The 24,254-nt window shown below is 72.9% G+C and carries 20 protein-coding genes and 1 riboswitch; of the genes, 13 read left to right on the top strand and 7 right to left on the bottom strand.

What is annotated here, in order from left to right:
* Positions 1-197: 197 nt before the first annotated feature.
* Positions 198-1,880: an AMP-binding protein gene (locus C7456_RS02115; protein WP_109722123.1), complete on the bottom strand. Its 1,683-nt coding sequence runs from the start codon at positions 1,878-1,880 to the stop codon at positions 198-200.
* Positions 1,881-1,984: 104 nt separating this feature from the next.
* Positions 1,985-2,198, top strand: a riboswitch (cobalamin riboswitch).
* Between the two features lie 247 nt (positions 2,199-2,445).
* Between C7456_RS02115 and C7456_RS17430 the strand changes: the two genes are divergently transcribed.
* Entirely contained in the window at positions 2,446-6,045 is a 3,600-nt protein-coding gene (locus C7456_RS17430) for a ribonucleoside-diphosphate reductase subunit alpha (RefSeq protein WP_245889745.1), read from the top strand.
* A gap of 114 nt (positions 6,046-6,159) precedes the next feature.
* On the opposite strand, the gene C7456_RS17770 is transcribed toward C7456_RS17430, so the two are convergent.
* Together C7456_RS17770 and C7456_RS17700 are read right to left on the bottom strand one after the other, a co-directional pair.
* Complete coding sequence (locus tag C7456_RS17770; protein WP_484098149.1) at positions 6,160-6,279, bottom strand: GIY-YIG nuclease family protein; 120 nt, start codon at positions 6,277-6,279, stop codon at positions 6,160-6,162.
* Positions 6,280-6,318: 39 nt separating this feature from the next.
* The gene (locus C7456_RS17700) at positions 6,319-6,453 is read right to left on the bottom strand and encodes a GIY-YIG nuclease family protein (protein ID WP_425454611.1); all 135 of its coding nucleotides are present in this window, start codon (positions 6,451-6,453) and stop codon (positions 6,319-6,321) included.
* A 147-nt stretch (positions 6,454-6,600) separates the two neighbouring features.
* On the opposite strand from C7456_RS17700, the gene C7456_RS02140 reads away from it, so the two are divergent.
* From C7456_RS02140 to C7456_RS02175, 8 genes are all read left to right on the top strand, one after another.
* On the top strand, positions 6,601-7,626 hold the full coding sequence (locus C7456_RS02140) for a ribonucleotide-diphosphate reductase subunit beta (protein WP_109722449.1): 1,026 nt from the start codon (positions 6,601-6,603) through the stop codon (positions 7,624-7,626).
* 41 nt (positions 7,627-7,667) lie between these two features.
* The gene (locus C7456_RS02145; protein WP_109722124.1) at positions 7,668-8,540 is read left to right on the top strand and encodes a helix-turn-helix transcriptional regulator; all 873 of its coding nucleotides are present in this window, start codon (positions 7,668-7,670) and stop codon (positions 8,538-8,540) included.
* Between the two features lie 95 nt (positions 8,541-8,635).
* Positions 8,636-9,094, top strand: coding sequence for a nuclear transport factor 2 family protein (locus C7456_RS02150; protein ID WP_109722125.1), 459 nt, complete (start codon positions 8,636-8,638; stop codon positions 9,092-9,094).
* A 106-nt stretch (positions 9,095-9,200) separates the two neighbouring features.
* On the top strand, positions 9,201-9,587 hold the full coding sequence (locus C7456_RS02155; protein WP_109722126.1) for a BlaI/MecI/CopY family transcriptional regulator: 387 nt from the start codon (positions 9,201-9,203) through the stop codon (positions 9,585-9,587).
* A 1-nt stretch (position 9,588) separates the two neighbouring features.
* Positions 9,589-11,556 (top strand): M56 family metallopeptidase, encoded by a 1,968-nt coding sequence (locus C7456_RS02160; RefSeq protein WP_109722127.1) that lies wholly within the window; start codon positions 9,589-9,591, stop codon positions 11,554-11,556.
* Positions 11,557-11,664: 108 nt separating this feature from the next.
* Positions 11,665-12,045, top strand: coding sequence for a PDZ domain-containing protein (locus C7456_RS02165; RefSeq protein ID WP_146203578.1), 381 nt, complete (start codon positions 11,665-11,667; stop codon positions 12,043-12,045).
* A gap of 18 nt (positions 12,046-12,063) precedes the next feature.
* Complete coding sequence (locus C7456_RS02170; RefSeq protein WP_109722129.1) at positions 12,064-13,365, top strand: ABC transporter permease; 1,302 nt, start codon at positions 12,064-12,066, stop codon at positions 13,363-13,365.
* 7 nt (positions 13,366-13,372) lie between these two features.
* A complete protein-coding gene (locus C7456_RS02175) occupies positions 13,373-14,590 on the top strand; it encodes an FtsX-like permease family protein (RefSeq protein WP_109722130.1) in 1,218 nt (405 codons plus the stop codon).
* Between the two features lie 1,099 nt (positions 14,591-15,689).
* Here the strand turns inward: C7456_RS02175 and C7456_RS02180 are convergent.
* The gene (locus C7456_RS02180; protein ID WP_109722131.1) at positions 15,690-16,163 is read right to left on the bottom strand and encodes a MerR family transcriptional regulator; all 474 of its coding nucleotides are present in this window, start codon (positions 16,161-16,163) and stop codon (positions 15,690-15,692) included.
* Positions 16,164-16,234: 71 nt separating this feature from the next.
* Between C7456_RS02180 and C7456_RS02185 the strand changes: the two genes are divergently transcribed.
* Positions 16,235-17,065, top strand: a complete 831-nt coding sequence (locus tag C7456_RS02185) for an oxidoreductase (protein WP_109722132.1) — start codon at positions 16,235-16,237, stop codon at positions 17,063-17,065.
* Positions 17,066-17,126: 61 nt separating this feature from the next.
* Here the strand turns inward: C7456_RS02185 and C7456_RS02190 are convergent, their stop codons facing one another.
* A complete protein-coding gene (locus C7456_RS02190) occupies positions 17,127-19,460 on the bottom strand; it encodes a S9 family peptidase (RefSeq protein WP_109722133.1) in 2,334 nt (777 codons plus the stop codon).
* 168 nt (positions 19,461-19,628) lie between these two features.
* Between C7456_RS02190 and C7456_RS02195 the strand changes: the two genes are divergently transcribed.
* The gene (locus C7456_RS02195; RefSeq protein ID WP_109722134.1) at positions 19,629-20,009 is read left to right on the top strand and encodes an acyl-CoA thioesterase; all 381 of its coding nucleotides are present in this window, start codon (positions 19,629-19,631) and stop codon (positions 20,007-20,009) included.
* A 58-nt stretch (positions 20,010-20,067) separates the two neighbouring features.
* Positions 20,068-20,811 carry a glutathione S-transferase family protein gene (locus C7456_RS02200; RefSeq protein WP_109722135.1) on the top strand — a complete coding sequence of 248 codons (744 nt, stop codon included), beginning with the start codon at positions 20,068-20,070 and terminating at the stop codon, positions 20,809-20,811.
* 60 nt (positions 20,812-20,871) lie between these two features.
* Here the strand turns inward: C7456_RS02200 and C7456_RS02205 are convergent, their stop codons facing one another.
* On the bottom strand, positions 20,872-21,768 hold the full coding sequence (locus tag C7456_RS02205) for a LysR family transcriptional regulator (protein WP_109722136.1): 897 nt from the start codon (positions 21,766-21,768) through the stop codon (positions 20,872-20,874).
* A 181-nt stretch (positions 21,769-21,949) separates the two neighbouring features.
* On the opposite strand from C7456_RS02205, the gene C7456_RS02210 reads away from it, so the two are divergent.
* Positions 21,950-22,942, top strand: coding sequence for an aldo/keto reductase (locus C7456_RS02210; protein ID WP_109722137.1), 993 nt, complete (start codon positions 21,950-21,952; stop codon positions 22,940-22,942).
* An 87-nt stretch (positions 22,943-23,029) separates the two neighbouring features.
* Here the strand turns inward: C7456_RS02210 and C7456_RS02215 are convergent, their stop codons facing one another.
* A complete protein-coding gene (locus tag C7456_RS02215) occupies positions 23,030-23,968 on the bottom strand; it encodes a transporter (RefSeq protein ID WP_245889746.1) in 939 nt (312 codons plus the stop codon).
* Between the last annotated feature and the right edge of the window lie 286 nt (positions 23,969-24,254).

Genomic DNA, 24,254 nt, shown 5'->3' on the forward strand with positions numbered 1-24,254 from the left:
CCGTTTCTTTGGGCTACTTTTCTTTGGGCCCGCAAAGAAAAGTAGCTCGGTCGCCGGCAGGCGACCGAAACCCGCCGCAGGCGACCCAGCCGCGGGAGGCTCCATGCAAGCCCGAACGCCATCGCTTTTCCGGGCGAACGGACGAACGACGGCCCACGAGCCAAGCCACACCGAAAACCCGAAAAGCGCGAACCACCTCAGCCCCGCGCCGCCAGCTCCTCGACCATCGCCTCGCGCATCAGGTACTTCTGCACCTTGCCGGTCACCGTCATCGGAAACGACTCCACGAAGCGCACGTAGTGCGGCACCTTGAAGTAGGCCAGGTGACGGCGGCAGTAGTCCTGGATCTCCGCCTCGCTGGCCGCGTAGCCCTCGCGCAGGCGCACCCACGCGCACACCTGCTCGCCGAACTTCGCGTCCGGCACGCCGAACACCTGCACGTCGCGCACCTTCGGATGGGTGTAGAGGAATTCCTCGATCTCGCGCGGGTACACGTTCTCGCCGCCGCGGATGATCATGTCCTTGAGCCGGCCGACGATGCGGCAGTAGCCGTCCGCGTCGAGCGTGGCCAGGTCGCCGGTGTGCATCCAGCCACCCTCGTCGATGGCCTCGCGGGTGCGCTCGGGGTCGCCCCAGTAGCCGCGCATCACCGAGTAGCCGCGCGTGCACAGCTCGCCCGGCTCGCCGCGCGGCACGATGCGGCCGGCCTCGTCCACCAGCTTCACCTCCAGGTGCGGGTGCACGCGGCCCACGCTGTCCACGCGCCGCTCCAGCGGGTCGTCGGGCACGGTCTGGAAGCTCACCGGGCTGGTCTCGGTCATGCCGTAGGCGATGGTCACCTCGGCCATGTGCATCTCCTCCACCACCCGGCGCATCACCTCGATCGGGCACGGCGAGCCGGCCATGATGCCGGTGCGCAGGCTGGACAGGTCGAACTCGCCGAAGCGCGGGTGCTCCAGCTCGGCGATGAACATGGTCGGCACGCCGTGCAGGCCGGTGCAGCGCTCCTCCTGCACCGTCTCCAGCGTGGACAGCGCGTCGAAGCCCTCGCCGGGGACCACCATGCAGGCGCCGTGGGTGACGCAGGCCAGGTTGCCCAGCACCATGCCGAAGCAGTGGTAGAACGGCACCGGGATGCACAGGCGGTCCCGCTCGGTGAGCCGCATCGCCTCGCCGATGAAGCAGCCGTTGTTGACGATGTTGTGGTGGGTGAGCGTGGCGCCCTTGGGCGCGCCGGTGGTGCCGGAGGTGAACTGGATGTTCACCGGGTCGTCGAAGGACAGCTCCGCCTCCACCTTGCGCAGCTTCGCGTAGGCCGCCGCGTCGGCCAGCGCGCCCAGCTCGCGCCACGCGCGCGTGCCCGGCGCGGCCGCCTCGTCGAGCAGGATCACCTCGCGCAGCTCCGGCAGCCGCGCCGCGCGCAGCCGGCCCGGCGCGGCGGCCGCCAGCTCCGGCGCCAGCTCGCCGAGCAGCTCCAGGTAGTGCGAGGTCTTGAAGCGCCGCGGCAGCACCAGCGCGCGGCAGCCGACCTTGTTCAGCGCGTACTCCAGCTCGTGCAGGCGGTAGGCCGGGTTGATGTTGACCAGCACCAGCCCCGCCTTGGGCGCGGCGAACTGCAGCAGCACCCACTCGGCGCGGTTGGGCGCCCAGATGCCGACGCGGTCGCCGGGCGCCAGCCCCAGCGCGAGCAGGCCGGCGGCCACGCGCTCCACCTCGGCGTGGAAGCGGCGGTAGTCCATGCGCACGCCCTGCGCGCGCACCACCAGCGCCGGCCGGTCGGCGTGCGCGGCGGCGACGCGGTCGAGCAGCGCGCCGACCGTCTCGCCGAGCAGGGGCTTGCGGCTGGCGCCGTTGACGTAGCTCGGCGTGGGCTGGCTCATGCAGGGCTCCGGCGCGGCGGGAGGCCAGCATAGCCGCCGCCGCGCACCGCGCGCGTCGCCGGCAGTTATCCACAAGTTGTTGGGTTGACCCAGCCCTGGCGGCCCGATATGTTGTGGCCGTCGGTGCCCGACCAGACGCGGCTGTCGGTCGGGCTTAAAAGGGAATCCGGTGCGAATCCGGAACTGCCCCGCAGCGGTAAGCGGAAACGAACGTCCCCACATGCACTGGGCCGCAGCGCCTGGGAAGCGGGGACCAGTAGGTGGGCCTCCCGGCCCGGGTCCGCGAGTCCGAAGACCTGCCGGCACGTCGGGCCCCGGGCCGGCGTCGCGTCCCGCGAGACGCGCGCGTCCGACCCTCAAGCCGCCCGGCGCGGGTGACCGCTTCCGCGGGGAGGCGCGTCGCAGGCGGACCGCCGTGCGTCCGCGGTGCGGCGTCCTTCCGCGAAAGCCCGAGCCCTTCGAGGCCCCTGCGCGCGGGAGCAGGCGTTTTGGTTTCGGAAGCGCCGCGTCGGCTGGACCTCCCCTCCGGGTCGGCGCGGCGGCTTCCCTCCCATGGAGATTCCGCATGGACCCGTTCGACACCGCCTCCCGCGAACGCGCCGCCGCGTCCGCGCCGCCCGCCGGGCCGGCGCCCGACGCCGCCGGCTTCGCGCTCACCCCGCCGCACAATCCCGGCCAGATGCGCGTGACCAAGCGCAACGGCCGCCAGGAAGTGGTGGACGTCAACAAGATCGTGCGCGCGGTGACGCGCAACGCCGAGGGGCTGCACGCGGTCGACCCGCTGCGCGTGGCGCTGAAGACCATCGGCGGACTGTACGACGGCGCCACCACGCAGGAGCTGGACGAGCTGTCGATCCGCACCGCCGCCGCGCTCACCGCGGAGGAGCCCGAATACGGCCTGCTCGCCGCGCGCCTGCTCGGCGCGTACATCGACAAGGAGGTGAGCGGGCAGGAGATCCAGAGCTTCTCGCAGTCGATCGCGCGCGGCGCGGAGCTGGGCATCCTCAACGACCGCCTGCGCGACTTCGTGGCCGCCAACGCGCGCAAGCTCAACGACGCGATCGACCCGCTCGCCACCCGCCGCTTCGAGTACTTCGGCCTGCGCACGGTGTACGACCGCTACCTGCTGCGCCACCCGCAGACCCGCAAGGTGATCGAGACGCCGCAGCACTTCTTCATGCGCATCGCCTGCGCGCTCGGCGGCGACGGGATCGGCGAGACGCTGGAGCTGTACCGCCTGCTCTCCTCGCTGGAATACATCGCCAGCTCGCCCACGCTGTTCAACGCGGGCACCGCGCACGAGCAGCTGAGCTCCTGCTTCCTGCTCGACTCGCCGGCCGACTCGCTGGAGTCGATCTACGACAAGTACGCGGACGTGGCCAAGCTCAGCAAGTTCGCCGGCGGCATCGGCCTGGCCTACTCGCGGGTGCGCTCGCGCGGCTCGCTCATCAAGGGCACCAACGGCCACTCCAACGGCCTGGTGCCGTGGCTGAAGACGCTGGACGCCTCGGTGGCCGCGGTGAACCAGTGCTTCGCTCCGGAAACGCGGGTCTACACCGCCGACGGCGCCAAGCCCATCCGCGAGGTGGAACCCGGCGACCTGGTGCTCGGCATTTCCGGCCAGTACCGGCGCGTCGAGGAAAAGCTGGTCTACAACCAGCGCGACCCGATGGTGGCGCTAGACATCAAGCACGCTATCGAGCCGATGCGCGTCACGGCCGGCCACCCGTTCTACGCCATTCGTGGCGTGCCGATGGAGCAAAGCATCGAACGTACACTCGACTGGCTGCGAAAGGGCAAGGTACGGGCCGCCTGGACGGATGCCGGCGAGCTTTCCAAGGGCGACTACGTCGCCCAGGTCATTCCCGTCGAGGTCGTCCCGGTGGACGGCTTCGACGAAGACGATGCGCGGCTCTACGGCATCCTGCTCGGCGATGGACACCTGTCCAAGCAAGGCCAGGAATGGGGCGTGTCCGGCCATCCGCAAACGGATACCCATCTGGACTTCGTGCGCCGCTATCTGAGCGCACGCGGCATCCAATACTGGGAAACGTCGCGCGGCGACAGCTACGTCCAGATACGTTGGGCCCATGGCCGGGGCGTCGTGCGCGACGGCAGCACGGGCCGCATCGTCGGCGCCGGCACTGCCACGCTGCCCATCACCCGCGACGACCTGTACGACGAGCACGGCAACAAGCGGATCGCCCGCCGCCTGAACCATCTGCCGCGCCCCCAGACGCTCGCACTGCTGCACGGTCTGATCGAGACCGACGGCGGGGTTTCCCGCGGCGAAGAGATCTACTTCACCAACGCCTCGCCGGCGCTGGCCGAGGGCGTTCGCTATCAACTGCTGCGCCTCGGCATTCCGTGCGCCGGCCAATACCGCGAACGGGCGCAGCAACATGCGGCGCGACGCGCCGATGGCAGCCGCATCCATTTTGACGGCATCGGCAAGAGCTACGATCTGCGCATACCCGCCGTCCCCGAACTGGCCGCCCGCGTCGGCTGCGCCCCGCTCGGCAAGCGCAACTGGATACAGTGGCAGAACTGCCTTTTCACGCGTGTGCGCGGGATCGAGCCCATGGCGCCGGTGCCCTTCGTGATCGACCTCAAGGTGGAGGGCGACGAGTCCTACATGACCTGCGCCGGCCTGGCCCACAACGGCGGCAAGCGCAAGGGCGCGGCCTGCGTGTACCTGGAGCCGTGGCACGCCGACATCGAGGAGTTCCTGGAGCTGCGCGACAACACCGGCGACGAGGCGCGCCGCACGCACAACCTCAACCTCGCCAACTGGATCCCCGACGAGTTCATGCGCCGGGTCGAGAGCGACGGCGAATGGTCGCTGTTCGACCCCAAGGCGGTGCCGCACTTCGTGGACCGCTGGGGCGAGGCGTTCGAGCGCGCCTACCGCGAGGCGGAGGCCGCCGGGCTGGCGGTGAAGAAGGTGAAGGCGCGCGAGCTGTACGCGCGCATGCTGCGCACGCTGGCGCAGACCGGCAACGGCTGGATGACCTTCAAGGACCGCTGCAACGCCACCAGCAACCAGACGGCCAGGCCGGAGAACGTCATCCACCTGTCCAACCTGTGCACCGAGATCCTGGAGGTCACCAGCGCGGACGAGACGGCGGTGTGCAACCTCGGCTCGGTGAACCTCGCCCGCCACGTGGTCGACGGCGCCTTCGACTTCGACAAGCTGGCCGCCACCGTGCGCACCGCGGTGCGCCAGCTCGACCGCGTGATCGACCTCAACTTCTACCCGATCGCCACCGCGCGCGCGGCGAACATGAAGTGGCGCCCGGTGGGCCTGGGCGTGATGGGCCTGCAGGACGTGTTCTTCAAGCTGCGCCTGGCGTTCGACTCGGCCGAGGCGCTGGCGCTGTCCACGCGCATCGCCGAGGAGATCTACTTCCACGCGCTGGGCCAGTCCAACGAGCTGGCGGCGCGGCACGGCGCACACCCGGGCTTCGCCGAGAGCCGCGCCGCCGGCGGCGAGCTGCAGTTCGACTACTGGCCCAGCGCCAAGCCGCACGACGAGGCGCGCTGGGACGCGCTGCGCGAGGCGATCAAGGCCAAGGGCCTGCGCAACTCGCTGCTGATCGCCATCGCGCCGACCGCCACCATCGCCTCCATCGCCGGCTGCTACGAGTGCATCGAGCCGCAGGTGAGCAACCTGTTCAAGCGCGAGACGCTGTCGGGCGACTTCCTGGTGGTGAACCGCTACCTGGTGGAGGAGCTCAAGACGCTGGGCCTGTGGACCGCGGAAATCCGCGACGCGATCAAGCTGGCGGAGGGCTCGATCCAGGGCATCGCGGCGATCCCGGAGCCGCTGCGCCGCATCTACCGCACCGTGTGGGAGCTGCCGCAGAAGGCGCTGATCGACCTGGCCGCCGCGCGCGGCGCGTACATCGACCAGAGCCAGTCGCTCAACCTGTTCATGGAGAACCCGAACATCGGGCAGCTCTCGTCCATGTACATGTACGCGTGGAAGGCGGGCATCAAGACGACGTACTACCTGCGCTCGCGGCCGGCGACGAAGATCGCCAAGACCACGGTGTCGGCCGCCAAGGCGGCGGTGCCCGAGCCGGTGGCGGACGATCAGGAGAAGGCGACGGCGGCGGTGTTCTGCTCGCTGGAGAATCCCGAGTACTGCGAGGCCTGCCAGTAACGCCCCGCCGTCGTCCCAGCGCAAGCTGGGACCCAGTGCCTTTGCTCTGGCATGTGGCCCGTAAAGGCACTGGATTCCAGCTTGCGCTGGAATGACGGTGAGGGGCAACCGGCCTCACTGGCAAATCTCAGCGTACAGGTCACGCCAATACGGATTGGATTTCTCGATGAGCTCGATCTTCCAGGCCCGCTTCCATGCCTTGATCGCCTTTTCGCGCGTGATCGCCGATGCCATCGTGTCGTGCGTCTCGAACCAGACGAGGGTGTGTACGTGCTACCGCTTCGTAAAGCCTTCAACTACCTGATGGCGATGCTGCCAGGCGCGCGCCGCAAGGTTGGCGGTGACGCCTGCGTACAGCGTGCCGTTGCGCTTGCTCGCAAGCATGTAGACACAAGGTCGCCGCTCCATTGCCGATTTCCTCCGAACACACCCGAGCCGTCATTCCAGCGCAAGCTGGAATCCGGCGCCTCAGGCACCCGCCCCATCGTCCCGTAGGCGAAAGCCACCGGATCCCGGCTTGCGCTGGGATGACGAATGAAACTCAAGGAACCGCCCATGTCCGCCCAGCCCGACCGCGCCCAGCACATCCTCGACCCCGGCTTCGAACTCACCCTGCGCCCGATGCGCTATCCCGAGTTCTACGAGATGTACAGGAACGCCATCAAGAACACCTGGACCGTGGACGAGGTGGACTTCTCGCTGGACGTCACCGACCTGCGCGCGAAGATGTCCGCCGCCGACCGCCACCTGATCCACCGCCTGGTGGCGTTCTTCGCCACCGGCGACACCATCGTGGCGAACAACCTGGTGCTGAACCTGTACCAGCACGTCAACGCGCCGGAGGCGCGCATGTACCTCTCGCGCCAGCTCTACGAGGAGGCGCTGCACGTGCAGTTCTACCTCACCCTGCTGGACACCTACATCCCCGATCCGGCCGAGCGCAACAAGGCGTTCGCGGCGATCGAGAACATCCCGTCGATCCGCCAGAAGGGCGCGTTCTGCTTCAAGTGGATCGACTCGGTCCAGGATCTGCGCCGCCTGGAGACGCGCGAGCAGCGCCGCCAGTTCCTGCTCAACCTGATCTGCTTCGCCGCGTGCATCGAGGGGCTGTTCTTCTTCGCCGCGTTCGCCTACGTGTACTTCCTGCGCTCGCGCGGCCTGCTGCACGGGCTCGCCTCGGGCACCAACTGGGTGTTCCGCGACGAGAGCTGCCACATGGCGTTCGCCTTCGCGGTGGTGCGCACGGTGCGCGCGGAGGAACCGGAACTGTTCGACGAGTCCATGCGCGAGCAGGTGGAGCAGATGCTGGAAGAGGCGATCGCCTGCGAGACGCAGTTCGCCGAGGACGTGCTCTCCGGCGGCGTGGCCGGCCTGTCGGTGAAGGACATGCGCCAGTACCTGGAATACTGCGCCGACCAGCGCCTGGCCCAGCTCGACCTGCCGAGGAAGTACGGCGCGAGGAACCCGTTCGACTTCATGGACCTGCAGGACGTGCAGGAAGTGACCAACTTCTTCGAGCGCCGCGTCTCGGCCTACCAGGTCGGCGTGCAGGGCGAGGTGGCGTTCGACATGGCGTTCTGACACGCTGGCGCCCGGTGCCGCGAACGAGCGAGGCAGCGGGCATGGGCCTGTCCAGCGCCAGCGTGATCTTCGACAGCCCGCTGCTGCGGATCGTCGGCGTGGACTGCCGCCACCCGCGCGGCGGCTGCGGCGAGGAGCGCGGCGGCGAGCGCACCCACCTGGCGCTGCTGCGCCGCGGCGGCTTCGGCTACCACCTGCGCGGCCGCGTCCACCACGGCACGCCGGCGACCGCGCTGCTGTACCGCGCGGGCGACAGCTACCGCGTCTCGCACCCCTGCGACGGCGGCGACGCCTGCACCTGCTTCGAGGTGGCGCCCGCGCACGAGGAGGAACTGTTCGGCCGTCGCCTGGACGAGCGCCGCGACGCCTGCCGGCCCGCCACGCCCGCCGACCAGTACCGCCACCAGGGGCTGCTCGCCGCGCTGCGGCGCGGCGACGCCGGCCGGCTGGCGGTCGAGGAACAAGCGCGGGTGCTGTGCGAGGCGATCCTGCGCCGCGGCGGGCCGCCGCGCGACGCGCGGCCGCCGACGCCGGCGGCCTGGCGGCTGGCGCTGCGGGCGCAAGAGCGCCTGCTCGCCGATCCGGCCGGCGACGTGGGACTGGAGGCGCTCGCCGCCGACGCCGGCTGCTCGCCGTTCCACCTGGCGCGCATCTTCCGCCGCACGCACGGCATCGGCCTGGCCGGCTACCGCACGCGACTGCGGCTGGCGCTGGGCCTGGAGCGGCTGGCGCAGGGCGCCGGCGATCTGGCCGCGCTGGCCTGCGAGCTGGGCTTCAGCCACCACAGCCACTTCGCCGCCGCGTTCCGGCGCCAGCTCGGCCTCACGCCGAGCGCGGCGCGCGAGGCGCTGCGCGGCGCCGGCCTGGCGCGCGCGGGCAGGAATTTGACAGCGCTCCCGCCGCGGCGCGGCTAGCGTTCCGGCGGGCCGTCGCAGGCGACCGCCCGCGGCCGCGCGGCGTGGCGCGAGGCTGCCCGCGCCGTCGATGCGCCACGCCGCCGGAGCGCCCCATGAAAAGCATCGCACTGCTCTCCCCGCTCGCCGTCGCGCTGGCCCTGGCCACCGCCGACGGCACCGCCGGCGGCGATCCGCACGCCGCGCTGCCGCCCGCGCTGCGCCGCGCGGTGGCCGAGTTCGACCACGCGCAGATCCACGGCGACGGCGCCGCGCTGCGGCGCCTGCTGGCCGCCGACTACGTGCTGGTGAACAGCCGCGCGCTGATCGAGGACAAGGCCGACTTCATCCGCGACTACACCGCGCCCGGCTACAGGCTGCAACCGTACACGGTGGAGGACGAGGTGATCCGGCTGTGGCCCGGCGGCGCGGTGATGGCCGGTGCGGTGACGCTGGAAGGCACCAGCGACGGCCGGCCGTTCAAGGTGCGCCTGCGCTTCGCCGACGTCTGGCGCGAGCGCGACGGCGCCTGGCAGGTGGTGTTCACCGAGGCCACGCGCGTGCCGCCGCCCTGAGCGGCCATGCCGGCCCGGCATGCGCCGGCGTGTCCGCCCTATTGACTACACGAGTAGTCAAGGCGTACCTTGACGACACCTGTAGTCAACCAGAAGGTGCCGCGCCATGCCCAGGCCATCCATCGGCGACCAGGAGCTCGCCCTGCTGCACTACCTCGCCGAGCACGAGCCCGCCTCGGTGGGCGAGGTCGCCGCCGGCTTCGGCGAGGCGCGCGGGCTGGCCCGCTCCACCGTGCTGACCATGATGGAGCGGCTGCGCGCCAAGGGCTACCTCAAGCGCCGGCAGGCGCAGGGCGTGTACCGCTACAGCACCGCCACCGGCCCCGGCGAGGCGATGCGCCGCGCGGTGGGCCAGTTCGTCGAGAACACGCTGAGCGGCTCGGTGTCGCCGTTCGTGGCGTGGATGGCCGAGCGCGGCCAGGTCAGCGACGCCGAGCTGGCCGAGCTGCAGGCGCTGGTGGCGAAGCTGCAGTCCGGCCGGCGGGAGCGCTGACATGGCCGCGCCCGATCACTTCGCCGCGCTGCTGCTGCAACGGCTGGCCTGGACCTCGCTGCAGGCGGCGCTGCTGGCCGGCGCCATCGCGCTGCTGTGCCGCGCGCTGCCGCGCCTGCCGGCCGCGGCGCGCTGCGTGCTGTGGTGGCTGGTGGCGCTGCAGGCGGTACTGGGCCTGGCCTGGTACGCGCCGATCGAGCTGCCGCTGCTGGTGGCGCCGGCGGCGCAGGAGGCCGCGCCGGCCGCTGCGGTCCTGGCGGTGTCCCCGGGCCCCGACGCCTCGCCGGCCGTGCGGCTCGCACCGCGGAGGACTGTCGATGTGTCGCCCGCAATGCCGGGCCAAGTCCATGCGCCATCCTGGCGAGGCGTCGTCGCCGCGCTGTGGCTGGCCGGCCTGCTGGCGCAGCTGCCGACGCTGCTGCGCCAGGGCCTGCGCACGCGCGCCCTGCTGCGCGGGGCCGCGCCGCTGGACGATCCTGCGCTGCAAGCACTATGCGCGCGGCAGGCGCAGGCGATGGGCCTGCGCCGCTGCCCGCCGCTGCGCGTCTCGGCGGCGATCGCCTCGCCGCAGGTGGTCGGGCTGCGCCGCCCGGTGGTGCTGCTGCCCGCCGGCCATGCGCTGAACCGCGACGAGGCCGCGCTGGCGCTGGCGCACGAGCTGGCCCACTTGCGCCGTGGCGACCTGTGGCTGGGCTGGCTGCCCGCGCTGGCGCAATGGCTGCTGTTCTTCCACCCGCTGCTGCGCTGGGCGATGCGCGAGTACGCGCTGGAACGCGAGGCGGCCTGCGACGCGCAGGTCCTGCGCTACGCCGGCGGCGCGGCGCAGGACTACGGCCGCCTGCTGCTGCGCCTGGGCGTGGCCCATCCCCTGCACGCCGGCCTGGCCGGCGCATCCCCCACCTTCCGCAACCTGAAGAGGCGACTGACCATGCTGCAGTTCACCGACATGCCTTCCCGCCAGCGCCTGTACGGCTGGCTGCTGGTCGCCGTGGTCGCGCTGGCCGGCGTGCTGCCCTACCGTGTCACCGCGCACGCCGCGAAGGAGGCGCAGCCATCCCCTGCGGCCACGGTCGCGCAGGCTGCGGCGGCGACGCCGGTGGCTCGCCCGGCGGCCACTCCGCGCGCGGCCGCAGGAGCCGTCGACGTCGACCGGAACGGAAGCCGGCAGGCGGCCCCCGGCGCGGCAGTCCCCGCGCCACCGCCACCGCCACCGCCACCGCCGCCGGCCGCTCCCCTGCCGCCGCCACCGCCCGCGCCGCCGGCTCCTCCGCCGACTCCACCCAAAGGCTATGCGGCCAGGCATGTCGACATCGACACCTACAGCAACGCCCGCAACGGCTTCGCCCTGTACGACGGCGACACCATCACCGTCAACGGCACGCAGGCCGACCTCGGCCGCGCCGAACGCCTGCACCGGGCCAGCGGCGGCCCGCTGCTGTGGGTACGGCGCGGCGACCAGGCCTACGTGATCCGCGACAAGGCCACCATGGAGCGCGCCAAGGCCATCTACGCGCCGGTGACCGCCCTCGCGCGCGAGCAGGGCCGGCTGGCCGGTCAGCAAGGCGCGCTGGCGGGCCGGCAGGCGGGCCTGGCCGCACGCGACGCCGCCTTGGCGCAGGAACAGGCCGCGCTGGCGCAACGGCAGGCGGAGGCGCAGGCGCAGAACGCGCAGCAACGCAGCGCGGAACTGCTGCGGCGCGAAGCCCAAGCGCAACAGCGTGCCACCGAGGCACAGCAGCGCGCGCTGGAACGCGAGCAGGCGCAGCTGGAGCAGCGGCAGGCCGGCTCGCATGGCGACCTGGACGCCCAGCGCAAGGCGCTGGAAGCCCAGCAGCAGGCGCTGGAACAGCAGCAGCGCGCGCTGGAGCAGCGCCAGCAGCAGGCCGACCGCGCTGCCCAGCAGGCGATGGGCCGGCTGATCGACGAGGCGCTGGCCAAGGGCCTGGCCGAAGACGCCAGCCGCCGCTGAGCCACGGTGGCGGCCGCCGGCCGCCGCACCTTTCCGGGTCGAACCTTTCCGCCGCCGACGGGCGGCGGAGCGGGCCGCCTCATGCCGCCACTTTCCGGGAGACAGGCCATGCGACGCGCAAGCCCCAGGGTGCTGTTCGCCATCGTGCTGGCGGCGGGCGCCGCCCGCGCCGACCACTACCGGTTCGAGGACGGCGGCACCCGCCTGGCGCTGTCGTCCCGGTCGCCGTCCGCGCCGGGCCTGCGGGTCGAGGCGGCGAGCCGCGGCTATCCGGGCCTGGTCCCCGGCGACGTGATCCTGGCCGCCGGCGGCAAGCCGCCGGCGAGCGACGCGCAGTTGCTCGCCGTGCTCAGGGACAGCCAGCCGGCGGCGGTGCAGCTGCGGGTGCTGCGCGCCGGCCAGCCCCTCGCGCTGTGGATAGGGGCGGCCGACTACCGCCGGCTGGTCCCGCCGCTGCCGCTGCCGCCGGCGCCGCCCGTGGGCCGGTGACCGCAGGGAGACGCCGCCGTGTTCGCCTACTACCTCGAACTGGCCCTGCGCAGCCTGACGCGCAGCCGCGCGCTCACCGCGCTGATGGTGCTGGCCATCGGGCTGGGCATCGGCGCCAGCATGACCATGCTGACCGTGCTGCACGTGATGTCGGGCGATCCCCTGCCCGGGCGCAGCGGCTCGCTCTACGTGCCGCTGCTGGATGCGCGCCCGCTGGGCCACGGCCGGCGCGCGGAGGCGCCGCCCAACGGCGACCTCGCCTGGCCCGACGCGCTGGCCCTGCTGCGCGCGCGCCGCGCCGCGCGCCAGGCGGCGATGGCCGGCGGCGGCGCGCCGGTGCGGCCGCCGCAGGGCGCGCGGCTGCCGTTCTTCGAAAGCGGCCGCTACGTCACCGCGGACTTCTTCCCGATGTTCGGCGCGCCGTTCCGTGCCGGCGCCGGCTGGAGCGCGCAGGACGACGACGCCCGCGCGCGCGTGGTGGTGCTGAACGCCGGGCTCGCGGCGCGGCTGTTCGGCGACGCGCCCGCGCTGGGGCGCAGCGTGCGCCTGAAGAACACCGACTTCCGCGTGGTGGGCGTGCTCGACGACTGGCACCCGCAGCCGCTGTTCTACGCGCCGGTCGACGAGAGCGTGTTCGGCCGCGCCGACCAGTTCTTCCTGCCGCTGCAGACCGCGCTGGACCTGAAGATGGACTTCCAGGGCCGGCTCTCCTGCTGGGGCAGCGAAGGCGACCAGCGCGGCAGCGGCCAGTGCGCCTGGCTGCAGTTCTGGGTGCAGCTGGACGGCCCCGCGCAGGCCGGCGCCTACCGGCGCTTCCTGCAGGACTACCTGGGCGAGCAGCGGGCGCACGGCCGTTTCCCGCGGCCGCAGGCGGCCGCCCTGTACGGGCTGATGGACTGGCTCGACCTGCAGGGCGCCGTGCCGGGCGACCTGCGCCTGCAGCTGTGGCTGGCGCTGGGCTTCCTGTTCGTGTGCATGGTCAACATCGTGGCGCTGCTGCTGGCCAAGTTCCTGCGCCGCAGCGGCGAGATCAGCGTGCGCCGCGCGCTGGGCGCGCGGCGGCGCGACATCTTCCTGCAGTTCGGCGTCGAGTCGGCGGTGGTGGGGCTGGCCGGCGGCGCGCTGGGGCTGGCGCTGGCCGAGCTCGGCCTGTGGAGCGTGCGCCAGCGCCCCGACGGCTACGCGCAGCTGGCGCGGATGGACCCGTCCATGCTGCTGGCCACCTTCGCGCTGGCGGTGGGCGCCAGCGTGCTGGCCGGGCTGCTGCCCTCCTGGCGCGCCTGCCGCGTCGCCCCCGCCTTGCAGCTGAAGACCCCGTGAGGACCCCATGCTGCGACCGATCCTCGCCACCCTGACCCGCCACCGCCTCACCGTGCTGCTGCTGGTGCTGCAAGTGGCCTTCACCTGCGCCATCGTGTGCAACGTCGCCTTCATGATCGTGCAGCGCACCGCGCTGATGCGCCTGCCCAGCGGGCTGGCCGAGGACGAGCTGGTGGCGATCGAGAGCATCGACCTGGCCGAACCCGGCCAGCCGCTGGCGCGGCACGAGGCCGACCTGGCCGCGCTGCGCGCGATCCCCGGGGTGAGCGCCGCCGCCGCGGTGGACGCGCTGCCGTTCGGCCGCGGCGAATGGGGCAACGGCATCGCCACCGCGCCCGGCGGCGAGGCCATGCTCACCGCCGCCGCCTTCGACGGCACGCCGGGCGAGCGGGCCGCGCTGGGGCTGAAGCTGGTGGAGGGGCGCGACTTCCTGCCCGGCGAATACCTGCCGCTGGACAGCGCGCACGGCTGGAGCGGGATCGACCGCGTGCCCGCCGCCATCGTCACCCGCGCGCTCGCCGCGCGGCTGTTCCCCGGGCAGGGCGCGCTGGGCAGGACCGTCTACCCCGGCGACGGCCCGGTGCGCATCGTCGGCGTGGTGGAGCACCTGCTGCGGCCGCGCCCGCGCGAGCGCGACGGCAACGAGTACGCGATGCTGTTCCCGATGCTGCCGGACGACGCCCAGGTCATCTACGTGCTGCGCACCGCGCCGGCGCAGCGCGAGCGCGTGCTGGCCAGGGCGGCGGAGGTGCTGGCCGCGCTCGACCACGACCGCATCCTGCGCCGGCCGACCACCTTCGCGCAGATGCGCGAGGCGTACTTCCGCCGCGACCGCACCATGATCGGCCTGCTGCTGGCCGCGGCCGGCGGGCTGCTGCTGGTCACCGCGCTGGGCATCGCCGGGCTGGCCAGCTTCTGGGTGCAGCAGCGCCGGCGCACCATCGGCGTGCGCCGCGCGCTGGGCGCCACCCGCGGCGACATCCTGCGCTACTTCCAGGCCGAGAATTTCCTGATCGTGGGCTTCGGCATCGCGCTGGGCGCGGTGCTGTGCTACGCGCTCAACGCGCTGCTGATGCTGCACTACGAGCTGCCGCGGCTGCCGCCGCCGTACCTGCCGGCCGGCGCCGCGCTGCTGTGGCTGCTCGGCCAGGGCGCGGTGCTGGGCCCGGCGCTGCGCGCGGCGGCGGTGCCGCCGGTGGCGGCGATCCGCGACGGCGCGCGGTAGTTTCGCCGCGCGGCGGGCGCGGCCCGCGCTGCCTGGCGCATCCGCTCCAGCACGGCCAGCGTCCGCGCCTCGGCCTGCCGCGGCGGCCACGCCGCGATCTGCGCCAGCGAGTAGCTCCGGCGCAGATCGCGGATCACTTGCAGGCCCAGCCAGTAGCCGCTGCGGTTGGGCAGGTCCGGCTGGTAGCGCGCGGCGCCCGCGTTGAACCAGCGCCGGAACGGCTCCGGGTGGGCCGGATCGACGGCCGGCTTGCCGGCGTCGGCGAGGAAGCGCCGCGCGACCTCGGGCAGCCGCGCGGCCGGCAGGCGGCCCAGGTCGTCCTGCAGCAGCAGCTCGCCGTCGCCGTGGCCCGGCGCCAGCTGTCCGCTGACGTAGGTGGCCAGGCCTTCCTCGAACAGCGGCAGGGCCAGGCGCGCGCCGGGCATCACGCCGTCGTTGCGGATGCCGGCGTGCTGCGCGTGGTAGAGATGGAACAGCTCGTGCGGCACCAGGATGTCCAGCGGCGCGCGTTCGAGCAGCAGCGAGTCCACCGCGAAGGCCAGCACGGGCGTGCCGTCCGCGCGCACGCCGCTCTTGGCGTCGAAGCCGGGCGCCAGCACGAGCTCCACCGGCGGCTGCGGGTCGGCGTCGGGGAACAGCGCGCGCAAGCGCGGCACCTGCGCGGCGAGGACCGCCTGCAGCGTCCGCGCCGCCGCCGGGATCCGCGCCGCGATCGACGGATAGGCCGCGAACCGCACCTGCAGCAGGCGCCGCTTGCGCGCCTCCCAGTCGGGATGCTCGCGCCGCTCCCACACCACCATGGCGTACAGGTCGCCGTAGGGCGCCTCGACCAGGCCATCCCACAGCGCCAGCTGCTGCGCGAAGGCGCGCCCCTGCGCGGCCTGCCAGAAGCGCTCGAAGGCGGCGGCGACCGGCGGCGGCGCGGCGCGCGCGGCCGCCGGCAGCGCGAGGACGCACGCGAGCAGCGCGGCCCATGCGAACCACGTCCCGCGGCTTTTCGTCCGGCGTGTCCGCATCGTTCGCTCTCCCCTCGGGCGCCTGGCCAGGCATGGTAGCGGGGTCGGCATCCTGGGATGCGAGCGCCGGTCCATGGCGACCGCTAGCGCCGGCCCGCGGCGGCGGCGGCCCGGCCGCGGGCCCGTCGGACCCGCGGCGCCTGCTCCGCCGGCGTTCCGGCATCGCCGCAGGCGTGGCGCAGCTCGCCGAGCAGCGGCGGCTCGCCGCGCTCGCCGCCTTCCAGCCAGGCGATCTTGGCGCGCACGTAATCGCGCATGGTGTCGAGGCGGGCGGCCTGTTCCCCGATCATCGCCAGCTGCTCGCGCATCACCGCCAGGCGGCGGCGCACGTCCATGCGGCCGGCCTCGTACTCGCGCGCCAGCGGCACCAGCTGCTTCAGGCTGAAGCCGAGCCGCTGCGCCGCGCGGATCACCGCCACGCGGCCGACGTCGGCCTCGGCGAACTCCTGGTAGCCGTTGGCCGGGTCGCGCGCCGGCCTGAGCAGCCCGAGCCCGACGTACAGCCTCACCGCGTCGCGGGTCAGGCCGGTCCGGCGGCGGAATTCGGCGATGCGCACGGTACACCTCTTGACCGGGGGGTATGGCCCCGAGTTTAGACTGCCGGCCGTCCTTCCACCGGGTCACGCCCATGAACAAGATCGCCCTGGTCACCGGCGCCTCGTCCGGCATCGGCGAGGCCACCGTCCGCCGGCTCGCCGCCGACGGCTGGCGGGTCTACGCGGCGGCGCGGCGCGTCGAGCGCATGCAGACGCTCGCCGCGCTGGGTGCGCGCGTGCTGGCGCTGGACCTGTGCGACGACGCCTCGATGGTCGCCGCCGTCGAGACCGTCCGCAGCGAATGCGGCCGCCTCGACGCGCTGGTCAACAACGCCGGCTACGGCTCCTACGGCGCGCTGGAGGACGTGCCGCTGGAGGAGGCGCGCCGGCAGTTCGAGGTCAACGTGTTCGGCCTGGCGCGGCTGACCCAGCTGGCGCTGCCGACGATGCGCGCGCAGGGCGGCGGGACGATCGTCAACGTCACCTCGATCGGCGGCAAGATGCACGAGCCGCTGGGCAGCTGGTACCACGCCACCAAGTTCGCCGTCGAGGGCCTGAGCGACTGCCTGCGCATGGAGCTGGCGCCGTTCGGCATCCGCGTGGTCGTGGTGGAGCCCGGCGCGATCCGCACGGAATGGAGCGGCATCGCCCGCGACAGCCTGCTGGCGCGCTCCGGGCACACCGCCTACGCGGCGCAGGCCGAGGCGCACGCGCGCATGCTGAGCGGCGGCGACACCTCCGCGCTGGCCTCGCCACCCGAGGTGGTCGCCGCCACCATCGCCAGGGCCCTGCGCGCGCGGCGGCCGCGCACCCGCTACGCCACCGGCGGCGGCGCGCGTACCATCCTGCTGCTGCGCCGCCTGCTCAGTGACCGCGGCTTCGACGCGCTGATGCGCTTCGCCGAGAGCCGGCTGGCGGGCTGAGAAGCAGAACGGCCCGCCTCGGACGAGGCGGGCCGCGTGCTTGCGACGCCGCGGCGCGGCGTCAGTCCGGCTTCGGCGCCTTGATCTCGAACCCGCTCGGCGGCGTGTCGCCGGCGAGGTAGCGCACGAAGTAGTCCCAGCGCCGGCGCATCGCGTACAGCGTGGCGGGCATGCCGTAGCCGTGGTGGACGTTCGGGATCAGCAGCATGTCGAAGTCCTTGTTGGCCTTGATCAGCGCCTCGGCCACCAGCAGCGTCTCGTAGGGCGGCACGTTGTCGTCCAGCGTGCCGTGCACCAGCATCAGGTGGCCCTTGAGGTTGGCCGCGTGGTTCTGGTTGGCCTGGTCGTCGTAGTTGCCCTTGCCGTCCTTGTCCGCGACGAGCAGGCCCTGCCACTTCTCGGCCCAGTCGTCCTCGTAGTTGCGGTTGTCGTGGTTGCCGCTCTCGGCCCAGCCGACCTTGAAGAAGTCGGGGTAGCGGAACAGCGCGCCGGCGGTGGCGTTGCCGCCGCCCGAGTGGCCCCAGATGCCCACGCGGTCGAGGTCGATCCACGGGTAGCGCTTGCCCAGCTCCTTGATGCCCGCCACCTGGTCCGGCAGCGTGTTGTCGCCGATGTTGCCGAAGTAGGCGTCGTGGAAGGCCTTGGAGCGCCACGGCGTGCCCATGCCGTCGATGGCGACCACCACGAAGCCCAGCTCGGCCAGCGCCTGGTGGTCGCCGCGCGCGGCGGCGAAGCTGCGCGAGCCCACCGAGCCGGTCTGCGGGCCGGGGTAGATGTAGTCGACCACCGGGTACTTCTTCGCGGGATCGAAGTCCGTCGGCTTGAACATCAGGCCGTACAGGTCGGTCCTGCCGTCGCGCGCCTTCACCGTGAACGGCTCGGGCGCCTTCCAGCCGGCGGCGAGCAGGCGGCCGACGTCGGCCCTGGCGACCGGCGCCACCGTGGCGCCGTCGTCGGCGCGGCGCAGCACCGCGACCGGCGGCGTGGTCGGGGTCGAGTACGAGTCGACGAAGTAGGTGCCGTCGGGCGACAGGGTGATCGTGTGGTCGGCGTCCTCCGGCGCGAGCAGCTGCGGCTGGCCGCCGTCCAGGCCCACCTTCCAGAACTGCTGGTAGTACGGGTTCACGCCCGGCGTGCGGCCGACGCCGCGGAACCACACCGTGCGCGTCTTCGGGTCCACCCGCAGCACCTGGGTGACGTTGCCCTCGCCGCTGGTGACGGCGTGCTTGAGCCTGCCGGTGTCGAGGTCGTACAGGTAGAGCTGGCCCCAGTTGCTGCGCTCGGAGAACCAGATCGCCTCGTGGCTCTCGGGCAGGTAGAACCAGTTGACCTGGTCGTTGCCGCTCTCGTAGTAGGTCGGCACCTGCTCCTCGAACACCGTGCGCACCGCGCCGGTGGCGGCGTCGGCGATGCGGAACCACTCGTGCTTGTGGTCGCGCGAGGTGGAGACGAAGGCCAGGGTCTTGCCGTCCGGCGCCCACTTCACGTCGTCCCAGCCGCCGTCGCGGCCGCAGCTGACGTCGTCGCACAGGCTGGAGCGGTGCTGGTCCGGCGGCATCTTCAGCCGCGTCACCTTCCCCGCCGCCACGTCGATGACCACCCGCTCGATCATCGTCACGTCCTTGTCGCCCACCAGCGGGTACTTCCACTGCAGCAGCCTGGGATGGCCCACGTTGGTGGTGACCAGGTACATGTCGCCGGTCTTGCGCTGGTCCTGCTGGAAGGTGGCGATCTTCGTGGAATCCGGCGACCACACCAGGATGGCGTTGTCGGTGTGCTTCCAGCCGGCGTTGTCGGTGGCGTAGCCGTAGTTCTCCACGCCGTCGGTGGTGAGCCGGGTCTCCTTGCCGGTGGCGACGTCGCGCACCCACAGGTTCCAGTCGCGGATGAAGGCCTCGCGCTTCTTGTCCGGCGAGAGCACCCCGGGCTCCTTGCCGCCCTTGGCGGCCTTCTCGGCGCAGGACGGCGCGGCGGCCTTGAGGTCGCACAGGTAGCGCTTGCCGCCGCGCTGCACGTCCAGGCGGCCGTCGGCGGCGATGCCGAAGTCGCGCACGCCCAGCTTCTCGGCCTTCACCGGCTTGCCGCCGGCCTTGGCCAGCGCCGCGGCGAGCTTCGCCTGGTCGAAGGCCGGCGCGGCCTTGCCGGTGGCGGCATCGACCGTCAGGTAGCGGTCGCCCCTGGCGTCGTGGTCGACGTACCAGAAGTGGCCGTCGTCCAGCCACTTCACGTCCTGCACCGCGTGGTCGACCAGCGGCGCCGCGTTGAAGCCGAGGAAGCGCGCCGCGCGCGCGTAGTCGTCCGCGCTCAGCGTGCGCCCCTGCGCGTGCGCGCCGCCGGCCAGCAGCGCCAGCGCCAGCATGCCGGCCAGATGCGGCCGGACCGTGTTCGAAGCCATCTCGTGCTCCCCAGTTGCCGAAAGTAAGGAACCTCCTGCCGGGCAGGCCCAGGGCGCTGCGCGGCCAGCGGCCGATCCTACCGTGCCGGTAGTCATGGCACCCCTGCCATTGGTCCCGGCTCCGCGGCGCTGCGGCAGAATGGCGGCCCCCTCCGGTGGAAAGCCCCCATGCCTGCCCTGCCCGAAGCCCGCCTGCTCGAAATGGTCTTTCCCGACCACACCAACCACCTCGGCACGCTGTTCGGCGGGCAGGCGCTGGCGTGGATGGACAAGGCCGCCTTCATCGTGGCCTCGCGCCACGCGCGGCGCACCGTGGTCACCGCGCGCTCGGAGGAGGTGAACTTCCGCGTGCCGGTGCGCGCCGGCCAGCTGGTGGAGCTGGTGGCGCGGCTGGTCGCGGTGGGCCGCAGCTCGATGCAGGTGGAGGTGGAGATGACCGCGGAGGACCCGCTCAGCGGCGACCGCCGCGTGTGCACCACCGGCCGCTTCGTGATGATCGCGCTGGACGCGCACGGCACGCCCGTGGCGGTGCCGCCGCTGCCCGCTTGACGGGCGCCGCCGGCACCGCGCAGTCTGCGGGGCGGTCTCAAGCCGCGGAGTCCCTGGCATGTCGCTCACCGTCATCGGCAACTACATCTCGCCCTACGTGCGCAAGGTGCTGGCGTGCCTGGAGCTGAAGGGCCTGGACTACCGCATCGACCCGATCATCCCGTTCTACGGCAACGACGAGTTCGCCCGGCTCAGCCCGCTGCGGCGGGTGCCGGTGCTGATCGACGGCGAGCTGGTGCTCAACGACTCCTCGGTGATCTGCCAGTACCTGGAGGACAGGCATCCCGCGCCGGCCTTCTACCCGGCCGACGTCGCGCAGCGCGCGCAGGCGCGCTGGCTGGAGGAGTTCGCCGACACGCGGCTGGCCGACCTGCTGATCTGGCGCGTGTTCTACCAGCGCGCGATCCGCCGCCGCATCTTCGGCGAGGACACCGACGAGGCGGCGGTGCGGGACGCGCTGGAGGTGCAGCTCCCGCCGGCGCTGGACTACCTGGAGGCGCGGCTGCCGGCGGACGGCTTCCTGTTCGGCGTGCCGTGCGTCGCCGACGTCAGCATCGCCAGCTACTTCCGCACCGCCGCGTTCGTGCGCTACGCGCCCGACCCGGCGCGCTGGCCGCGCACCGCCGCCCTCGTCGAGCGCGTGCTGGCGCTGGAGCCGCTGCGCAAGCTGGCGCGCTACGAGGACGCCATGCTGCGCATCCCGCCGCCCGAGCAGCGCGCCGCGCTGGCCGCGGTCGGCGCGCCGCTGACCGAGTGGACGCTGGGGACCGACCGGCCACGGCATGGGGTGCCGCGCGGCTGAGGCCCGGAGGGGAAGGCATCGCGGCCTCCGGCCGCGATACCCACCCCATGGAAGCACCACTCACACCTGCCCCATCAACTCCGCCAGCCAGTCCACGAACACGCGCAGGCGCAACGGCAGGTGGCGCTGCGCGGGATACAGCACGCTCAGCGGCAACGGCGGCGGCGGCGCGTCCGGCAGCAGTTCCAGCAGCCGCCCCTTGGCCAGGCACCCGGCCAGGCGGTAGCGCGGGAACTGCGCGATGCCGAGGCCGGCCTCGCAGCAGGCGAAGTAGGCCTCCACGCCGCTCACCGTCACCGGGCCCGGCAGCGTCACCTCGCGCCGGCGCCGCCCCACCACGAACTCCAGCGGCTCGCAGCGCTGGTGCGTGGGCGACTTCCAGTTCACCGCCAGGTGGCCCCGCGCCAGCTCGGCCAGCGACGCGGGGCGGCCGTGCCGGCGCACGTAGGCGGCGCTCGCCACGGTGACCTGCGGCAGCAGCGCCACGCGCCGCCCGACCAGGCCCGAGTCGGGCAGCTCGCCGGTGCGCAGCACGCAGTCCACGCCCTCGCGCACCAGGTCGACGAAGCGGTCGGAGGTGCTCAGCTCCAGCTCGATCTCCGGGTGGCGCGCCAGGAACCGCGGCAGCGCCGGGATCACCACCACGCGCGCCAGCGCGGTGGGCAGGTCCACGCGCAGGCGGCCGCGCGGGTGGCGGTTGGCGTCGCGCAGGCTGCCCTCCATTTCCTCCACGTCGGCGAGCAGGCGCCGGCAGTGCGCGTAGTAGGCCTCGCCGTCGCGGGTGGGCCGCACGCGGCGCGTGGTGCGCTGCAGGAGCTGGGTCCCGAGCCGCGCCTCCAGCGCGCGGATCGCGTGGGTGGCGGTGGCGCGCGGCAGGTCCAGGTCGCTGGCCGCGGCGGTGAAGCTGCCCAGCTCCACGATGCGCGCGAACAGCCGCATCGCCTGCAGGTGGTCCATTGTTGAGCTCCTTTGGATGGTGTTGGCGATTATTGAGCATTTATCGGGCAGCGGCACGGGCGGATGATCGCCGGGCATTCCGGTGCGGGGCGATCGGCCCGGGGCTCCCGGGCGGGGCCCTCGCGGCCGGAGGCCGCTCCCGCCGCTTTCCTTCCACCCACACCCCCAAGGAGGCTCCACCATGCAGACACGCACGCTCGGCAAGCACGGCCCCCAGGTTTCCGCCCTCGGCCTCGGCTGCATGGGCATGAGCGACTTCTACGGCAGGCATGACGACGCCGAATCCATCGCCACCATCCACCACGCGCTCGACCGCGGCCTCACCCTGCTCGACACCGCCGACATGTACGGCCCGCACACCAACGAGGCGCTGGTCGGCCGGGCGATCAAGGGCCGCCGCGAGCAGGTCTTCCTCGCCACCAAGTTCGGCATCGTGCGCGACCCCGCCGACCCGCAGGCGCGCGGCGTCAACGGCCGCCCGGAGTACGTGCGCGCCGCCTGCGAGGGCAGCCTCGAGCGCCTGGGCGTGGAGACCATCGACCTGTACTACCAGCACCGCGTCGACCCGCAGGTGCCGATCGAGGAGACCGTGGGCGCGATGGCCGAGCTGGTGGCGGCCGGCAAGGTGCGCTACCTCGGCCTGTCCGAGGCCTCGCCGGCCACGCTGGAGCGCGCCGCCAAGGTGCACCCGATCGCCGCCTTGCAGACCGAGTACTCGCTGTGGACGCGCGACCCGGAAGGCAACGGCGTGCTGGAGACCTGCCGCCGGCTGGGCATCGCCTTCGTCGCCTACTCGCCGCTGGGCCGCGGCTTCCTCACCGGCGCGATCCGCTCGCCGCAGGACTTCGACGCCGACGACTACCGCCGCCGCAGCCCGCGCTTCCAGGGCGAGAACTTCGCGCGCAACCTGGCGCTGGTGGACAAGGTGCAGGCGCTGGCCGCGCAGAAGGGCTGCACGCCGGCCCAGCTCGCGCTGGCCTGGGTGCTGGCGCAGGGCGAGGACGTGTTCGCCATCCCCGGCACCAAGCGCCGCGAGCGGCTGGACGAGAACCTCGGCGCGCTGGACGTGGCGCTGTCGAAGGAGGAGCTGGCCGCGATCGACGCGGTGTTCCCGCCCGACGCGGCGGCGGGGCAGCGCTATCCGGAAGCGGTTATGCGTACCATCGACCGCTGATCGCTGCCGGCGCCGCCGTGCGCAGGCACGGCGGCGCCCATCGCGGGAGCGCATCACACGGAACGAATACGGTGCCGGCGTGCCGCCTCAGTGCACGTAGTTGAGCGCCACCGCCGGCGTGATCGTGGTCGGCGCGCGGTGGCCGGTGATCACGCGGGTGCCGAACAGCACGCCCAGGTTGGCGCTGAAGTTGTACTCCACCGCCGGCGCGATGCTGTAGGCGTCGCTGCGGCCCGAGCGCGCGCGCAGAGTGCGCGGCGGCATCGCCGCGTCGGGGTCCGACAGCACGCCGTCCACGCGGGTGCTGGCGTTGCGCCGCCAGGCGAGGTCCAGCGCCAGCACCCAGCGGCGGGTCAGGCTGTATTCCCAGGCGGCGTTGGCATAGAAGGAGTCGCCCGGCCGCGCGCGGCCGCGGAAGCCCTCCGGCGTGCCGTACACGCTCACGCCGCGCACGTCCGCGTGGCGCGACCAGGTCTGCGCCACGTTGAAGCGCATGCGCAGGATGCGCCCGCTGGGCAGCCAGAAGTAGGTCTGCGTGTTGAGCTGCAGCGTGGTGGCGTGGGCGCCGCCGCCCATGCCGTCGGCGGGCCGCCGGCCCAGGCGGTCGTACTTGCCGGTCGGCAGGGTTTCCTGCAATTGCAGCGAGACGGTGGGCAGCCAGCTGCCTTCCCGGAACTGGTGCAGGCGGTACTGCGCCTGCACGGAGAGGTCGCCGGCGCCGATGCCGCGGCTGTCGGGGCCGCCGTCCACGCGGTTGTAGCCGAACACCGGCACCAGGCCGACGGTGAGCCGGTCGGTGACGCCGTAGAGCATGTAGGTGAGCGAGCCGTAGCCGTCGACGCCGTGCGAGCTCACGTCGTAGAGGTAGGGCTCGACCAGGAAGTGGCCCTGCGGCAGGGTCGCGGCCGAGTTGGCCAGCATCGGGCCGGTCCACCAGGCGTCGTCCAGCGACTGGCGCGGCGCGGGCGCGTCCTGCGCGGGGGCCGCGGAGGGCGCCAGTGCGGCGCACAGGCAGAGGGCCGCCATCGCGGCAGGCCAGCGGAGCCGGCGGGCCAGCGGCCACGCCTTCGTCCGCATTCGCTTCGGCAAGCCTTCGGCGCGCACCTGCATCTCCCCTCGATCGTCTGGATTGCCATCCGCCAAGGACAGGGATGCCCAGGCCTTGCCGGACCAGCCCTCGATGATCCGGGCGATGGCCGGCACGGATCACTCCGATTCTTGCGCAAGGCGACCAACACCGCGCACCACGGCGATGCCGTCTGCGCAGGCCTTGCTGCCAGCGTGCTGTCAGCAGCCGGGGCGGGGACCGGGG

The sequence above is a fragment of the Fulvimonas soli genome (assembly GCF_003148905.1).
Taxonomy (GTDB): Bacteria; Pseudomonadota; Gammaproteobacteria; order Xanthomonadales; family Rhodanobacteraceae; genus Fulvimonas; species Fulvimonas soli.